The organism is Mongoliibacter sp. (assembly GCF_007692705.1).
Taxonomy (GTDB): domain Bacteria; phylum Bacteroidota; class Bacteroidia; order Cytophagales; family Cyclobacteriaceae; genus Mongoliibacter.
Genome location: NZ_REBN01000279.1, coordinates 1 through 5935, shown reverse-complemented (window position 1 = coordinate 5935; position 5935 = coordinate 1). Strand labels below are relative to the sequence as shown.

Here is a 5935-nt window from a genome sequence, read left to right as displayed (position 1 = left end):
GCCAATTACGGCTATTTTTAACGGGCTTTGAGCAAATGTGGTCATGTAGGTAAAATTCAAAAATAGGCAGAGGACTATAAGTTTGTTCATATGCAGTTTTCTTTTGTTTTGAAATATACAATGATTTGTAATGAAGGTATAGTGCTGAATTGATTCGAGATGCTTATATATTTGCAATAGTTGAAAATCTTCAAATCCATATTATTTTACTTTAATGTTCTTTCCATAGACGTTGTGTTGGGAGCAATGGCAGGGATGCTGTTTTTCTCAGACGTGATTGGTGTTAAGGTTTCATGGGAAGTTTATCTGCTTCTTGGAATGGCCGTATGGTGCATTTACAGTATAGATCATCTGATAGATGGGAGATCCCTCAAAGATTCTCATATGGCATTTCCAAGGCACGTCTTTCACCACAGGTATTTTAAAACTATACTTTTAACAGTTCTTGTATTTATATTAATTGGCGTTCTCCTGATGATGTTTTTAGAAAAACTCTGGTACCTTCGAGTGCCGGGATTTTCTTTGACAGCTTTGGTTACCGTATGGTTTTATTTTTTATTTAAGCTTGGGAAAAAAGCAGCTTGGCTAAAAGAAATTTCTACCGCCTCTATTTATGTATTTGGGATAGCATTGGGACCTGTAGTCACAAAAGGAGTTCATGATTTAATACCCTTATTCTGGCTATTTGCAGTTCTGTATTTAGGAATTGCGATACTAAATCTTTTCATACTGTCATACATAGATGCAGAAGTAGATAAGACAGAAGGGTATGGCTCTATCCTAAGTCTGATGTCGAAGAGAACTTTGAGAAATAGTATCTTTTGGATTGGAACGATCATTTTTATAACGCTGGTAATGTTACTCTTTTATCTTCCTTCCTTTTTCAAAATTCATTCGGGTATTCTGCTACTTATTGTAGGATTACATTTACACTACTTTTTTTCTAAAAGACAGAAAAAAGAGGCTGTCCGTCAAAAACTGGAAGCCTCTTTTATCTTGCCATTGATATTACTGGTGTTCTAAACAAATGCGCTGTGTCCTGTAATGGCTCTACCTACGATCAGGGAATTAATTTCTTTGGTACCTTCATACGAGTATATGGCTTCTGCATCTGCCACAAACCTGGCAATATCATATTCCAAAAGAATTCCATTGCCCCCAAAAAGTTCTCTGGCATGATCTACAATATCTCTCATTCTCAAGGTGCAGAAAACCTTAGCCAAAGATGCATGTTCGTCCAAGAGTTCGTCATTATCCTGCATTTGAGAAAGTCTGTAGACCATACTCTGCATGGCTGTAAGGTCTCCTAACATAGTAACCAAAAGATCTTGTACGAGCTGGAAAGAGGCAATTGGTCTACCAAATTGTTTCCTTTCATTGGTGTACTTCAAGGCGACCTCATAGGCTCCTCTGGAACAGCCCACAGCCTGCCAGGCCACTCCAGCCCTCGTCATCCTAAGTACTGCGGCCGTATCTTTGAAAGAGTTGGCATTTTGTAGCCTGTCTGTTTCTGGGACAACACAATCCTTCATTGTAATCAGGGCATTTTGTACAGTTCTTAATGCCATTTTGTTTTCAATTTTTTCAGCCTGAAAACCCGGGTTATCTTTTCTTACAATGAAGCCTTTAACTTGTTGGTCATCCAAGTCCCTCGCCCATATGACCGTTATGTCAGAGAATGTAGCATTTCCAATCCACTTTTTCTGGCCATTGATCACCCATTCATCACCTTCCCTTTTGCAGGTAGTGGTTAAACCGCCAGCAACAGCTGATCCTACTTCCGGTTCCGTGAGGCCAAATGCTCCGATAGTTTCCAGTTTTTGCATCTTAGGCAGCCAATTTTGCTTTTGCTCTTCGGAGCCACAAAGGTAGATTGATCCCATAGCCAAGCCGCTTTGAACTCCGAAAAAGGTTGAAATTGAAGTGTCCACGCGTGCCATTTCCATAGCTATAAAACCTTCCAGTAAAGCAGAGTGGCCAGGGCATCCATAACCGCTGTAAGTAAGTCCTGCGATATTCAATTCCGCCATTTTGGGGATGATTTCCATGGGAAAAATGGCTTTGTTCCAACAGTCATTGGCAATTGGCCGGATTTCTTTTTCCATAAATTCACGAACCCTTAACTGGATTTCCCTTTCATGCGGAGGGAGGGTTTTCCCCAATTCATAAAAATCACCATTGATCGGTGGAATCTCTTTTTTGCCTCCTCCACCTTTCATCATCTTCATCATTTTCCCCAAATCTTCCTCGCTCATTTTGGAGACAATTCCAATCATTTCATTCAGGTCAACTTTTTGGGAAAGGGCATTTATTTTTTCAATATCCAGGTTTTGGATGAGTGATTTGACTCCTGAAAAAGTCTTAAAAATATTTTTCATGGTTAAAAGGGTTTAGATGTGTACTCTTAATGTACGTAATAAGACAATAAAATATAGTGCCTATCCCTTTTATTTTGAGGTCTTTTCAATGATCTTTTTTATGATTTCATCAAAATATGCCCCGTTGTAAGGTCCAAACCAGTTCATATCCCTCGCTTCATAATATGGACCGTCGTAGTATTCATCCGGTGTAATGTACCCTATATATCCTCCGTTAAAGCTTGTGATAAGCAAATGTAAACCCCTTTCAGCAGCAAATTTTTCCCAAGCCTCCATAAATACACCTGAGATCTCCCCGCTCGAACTAATCAATAGGATGTTACCCACAAGCAAAACATCAAAATGGGCATTGGTTTCCCCGAAGAGGTTATTGAATATATAAGGTCTTAGACGGATATTTTTTGCAATTCTATAATGTGGTTTTCTAAGATGAAGGGGGAAGTTGGCAAAAGATGTTTCATGGGTTCCTATTTCATCAGAAAGCTTGATTTCATTATCCAATTGCGCATAGAGGCTGTCAGCATAAGCTTGTACATGTGCAGGAGTATTGCCGCCGGCAAGAGGTTTATGGCTCCCTACTGCTCCAGCAGCAAACATGGAAAAGTCAAAATCCCCCTGTTCCAAATTTTCGGTCAGGTAGTGAGGGTAATCTCCTGAAAGCCCCTTGAAACTTGAACTATGGATGGTTGAATGAGCGGCATAGCTTAGAAAAATGCCCTTTTCTCCATTTTTCTTTTCAAAAATCAACTTTCTGAGATAAGGGTCAACAGGGTCTTCAGCTTTCAGCCTGTTTCCAACAAGCTCATGGGTATTGGAGATTTGATAAACAATATTCGTGGTATCCATGGAAGCTAGTGATTGGCGGACAGCCATCAAAGACTTGTTTTCCATGAGCTGCATGACCGACTCATCATATCCACCAAAAGCTAACCTACCTGCCAATCCAGGCATGTAGCCGCCTATGCCGGAATGTGTGTGTGTTGCAGTGAAATATATAAAATCTACTTGTGGATGATCTCTATTTATCACCTCTTTTATTCTGTAATACAAAATAGGATGAATAATCATCAGTTCGTAATTCAGGAAAATAACTGTACTGAGACCATTGCTGACAGCTAAAGATCTGATAAAAGTACTGTCCTGAACAAAATCATATTCCCCTCTGGGTTTGTAACCGACTAGGTTTACAGCTGATTCGGGAGTACTGTTTACTTTGGACCAACCTGAAAGCCAAGTTTCCCCCGTACTTGATAGCATAGAAAGGGTATCCAGTGTGTTTATCGTTTTGGAATAATATTCCATTTCCCTGTAATCTGTTCTGTCTACGCGGGTAAAAAGTGCGAGAATTAAAAAGAACAAAACTCCAAGAATCCAGGCTATGGCCTTGAAGAATTTCTGGAGTTTTGTTTTTTGCATTTTTTCAAAAATTAATATTCAAATGTTCCGTGAGGGCTTTGAATAGTGACTTTTTTACCTTCAAAAGGCAAAACCCTACCAATGATTTTGGCTTCCACACCTAGGGTTTCAGCAATATCAATAACCTCCTCAGCATATCTTTCCTCCAGGTAAACTTCCATCCTGTGACCCATATTGAATACTTTATACATCTCTTTCCAATCGGTTCCACTTTCTTCCTGGATCAACCTGAAAAGTGTAGGGGTCTCAAACAGATTATCTTTGACCACGTGCACATTATCCACAAAATGCAAGACCTTGGTCTGGGCTCCTCCGCTACAATGGACAATGCCATGAACTTTCTCTCTTAAATATTTCAGCACATCGATTAGGATAGGTGCATAAGTTCTGGTGGGAGAAAGGACTAATTTGCCAATATCCAAAGGCAAGCCAGGTGCTGGGTCTGTTAGGTTATACTTTCCTGAGTATACCAAGTCTTCCGGAACTGCTGGGTCAAAGCTTTCCGGATATTTGGTTTTTAGGAGTTTATTGAAAACATCATGTCTTGCTGAAGTCAGGCCGTTGCTGCCCATACCGCCGTTATAATAATCCTCGTAGGTAGCCTGCCCAAAAGAAGATAATCCAACTACTACATCACCCGGGCGAATATTGTCATTGGAAATGACATCATCTCTAAGCATTCTACAAGTGACAGTACTGTCTACGATCACAGTTCGCACCAAGTCACCCACATCAGCTGTCTCACCGCCTGTCAAAACAATATTGACTCCATGATCTCTGAGCATCTGTAACACCTCTTCTGTGCCGTTGATGATCGCAGAAACCACTTCACCGGGGATTAAATTTTTATTTCTTCCAATGGTGGAGGATACCAAAATATTGTTGACAGCACCTACACAAAGCAGATCGTCCGTATTCATGATAATGGCATCTTGGGCAATTCCCTTCCACACACTGAGATCTCCTGTTTCTTTCCAATACATATAAGCAAGAGAGGATTTGGTACCAGCTCCATCAGCATGCATGATATTGCAATATTCAGGGTCATTGCCGAGGGTGTCTTCGACAATTTTGCAGAATGCTTTGGGGAAAAGTCCTTTATCCAATTTGGAAATGGCTTGATGTACATCCTCTTTTGAGGCTGAAACACCTCGCTGCATATACCTTTCGTTCATGTGGGATCTTTGGGTTGGTTATGATGCAAACAAAGTTAAGCATATTGTGGGGATTGGCAGGTTATGGATTGTAAAAATGATAAGTGGGGTTGGAGTAAAAGTATGGGGTTCAGGAAAAGGTTTTGGCAGAGTCTTTGCAAAAAGAGGGGAAACCAACTATTTAAATGAAATGAAAAAGATAATTCTATTTTCTTTGACCCTGTTTTTTATGGTCACATTAGAGTCACAAGCTCAGATTTCAGCGGGTGTTTACAGGTTATCTTCAGCTACTTTTGCTGCTATTGGCACTGATCCAGACAATCAAATGTTTGGGGAAGCAAGGGTATCAACAGGGAGAAACGTAGGCATTGAGGGAACTTTTGGCTACAACTTTGTCAGGAGAGATGAAGTGAATTTCTACTCAGGTTTTCACCTTGGAACAGAAGGTGGGAACAACGGCTTTTATTTAGGTGTTCCGCTGGGAGTTTTGGTAAAGCCATTTGCAACCAAAAACTTTGGTTTTCTTATGGAAGCCAGCCCAATTTTCCCCAATGAAAGGAGAAATTTCTTCAGGGCGGGAATAGGTCTAAAGTATACCTTTAGATAAAATGGTATAGGCACCAATTTACTATTTTGCCATAAGCCAAATTAAAGTAGATTTTTTAACTTACCGATATTCGTTGATATTAGATATTGATGGATATTTGGGCCAACCCTAAGTTTCTATTGAAATTTCTGCTTTACATTTGAAAACCCATATAGGCATAAGCTTTATATAATGTGGAAAGGCCTCAGTTGCGAAAGTTGCTGAGGCTTTTGTTTATTGCATGGTTTGGCAAATAAGCGGGATGTCTCCTATAGTTTTTGGGAATTGCACCTTGCGATTCAGTCATTTTATTTAATTTTGCGGGCTATGGCAAAAAATGAACAGGCTGCGGAAAACGCACAATTGAAAGATATAATTGCACATGCCAAGGAGTATGGCTT

At 40.0% G+C, this 5935-nt stretch carries 5 protein-coding genes; 2 read left to right on the top strand and 3 right to left on the bottom strand.

Going from position 1 to position 5935, the window contains the following annotated elements; genetic code table 11:
- Nucleotides 1–180: 180 nt before the first annotated feature.
- Nucleotides 181–1023, top strand: a complete 843-nt coding sequence (locus EA341_RS18885; RefSeq protein WP_293016734.1) for a hypothetical protein — start codon at nt 181–183, stop codon at nt 1021–1023.
- Here the strand turns inward: EA341_RS18885 and EA341_RS18880 are convergent.
- The 3 genes from EA341_RS18880 to EA341_RS18870 form a co-directional block, all read right to left on the bottom strand.
- A complete protein-coding gene (locus EA341_RS18880; RefSeq protein ID WP_293016733.1) occupies nt 1020–2378 on the bottom strand; it encodes an acyl-CoA dehydrogenase family protein in 1359 nt (452 codons plus the stop codon). The genes EA341_RS18885 and EA341_RS18880 overlap by 4 nt on opposite strands.
- Before the next feature lie 69 nt (nt 2379–2447).
- Nucleotides 2448–3794, bottom strand: a complete 1347-nt coding sequence (locus EA341_RS18875) for an alkaline ceramidase (RefSeq protein WP_293016732.1) — start codon at nt 3792–3794, stop codon at nt 2448–2450.
- A gap of 11 nt (nt 3795–3805) precedes the next feature.
- On the bottom strand, nt 3806–4969 hold the full coding sequence (locus tag EA341_RS18870; RefSeq protein ID WP_293016731.1) for an AIR synthase related protein: 1164 nt from the start codon (nt 4967–4969) through the stop codon (nt 3806–3808).
- On the opposite strand from EA341_RS18870, the gene EA341_RS18865 reads away from it, so the two are divergent.
- A complete protein-coding gene (locus EA341_RS18865) occupies nt 4968–5555 on the top strand; it encodes an outer membrane insertion C- signal (protein ID WP_293016730.1) in 588 nt (195 codons plus the stop codon). The genes EA341_RS18870 and EA341_RS18865 overlap by 2 nt on opposite strands.
- Nucleotides 5556–5935 lie beyond the last annotated feature (380 nt).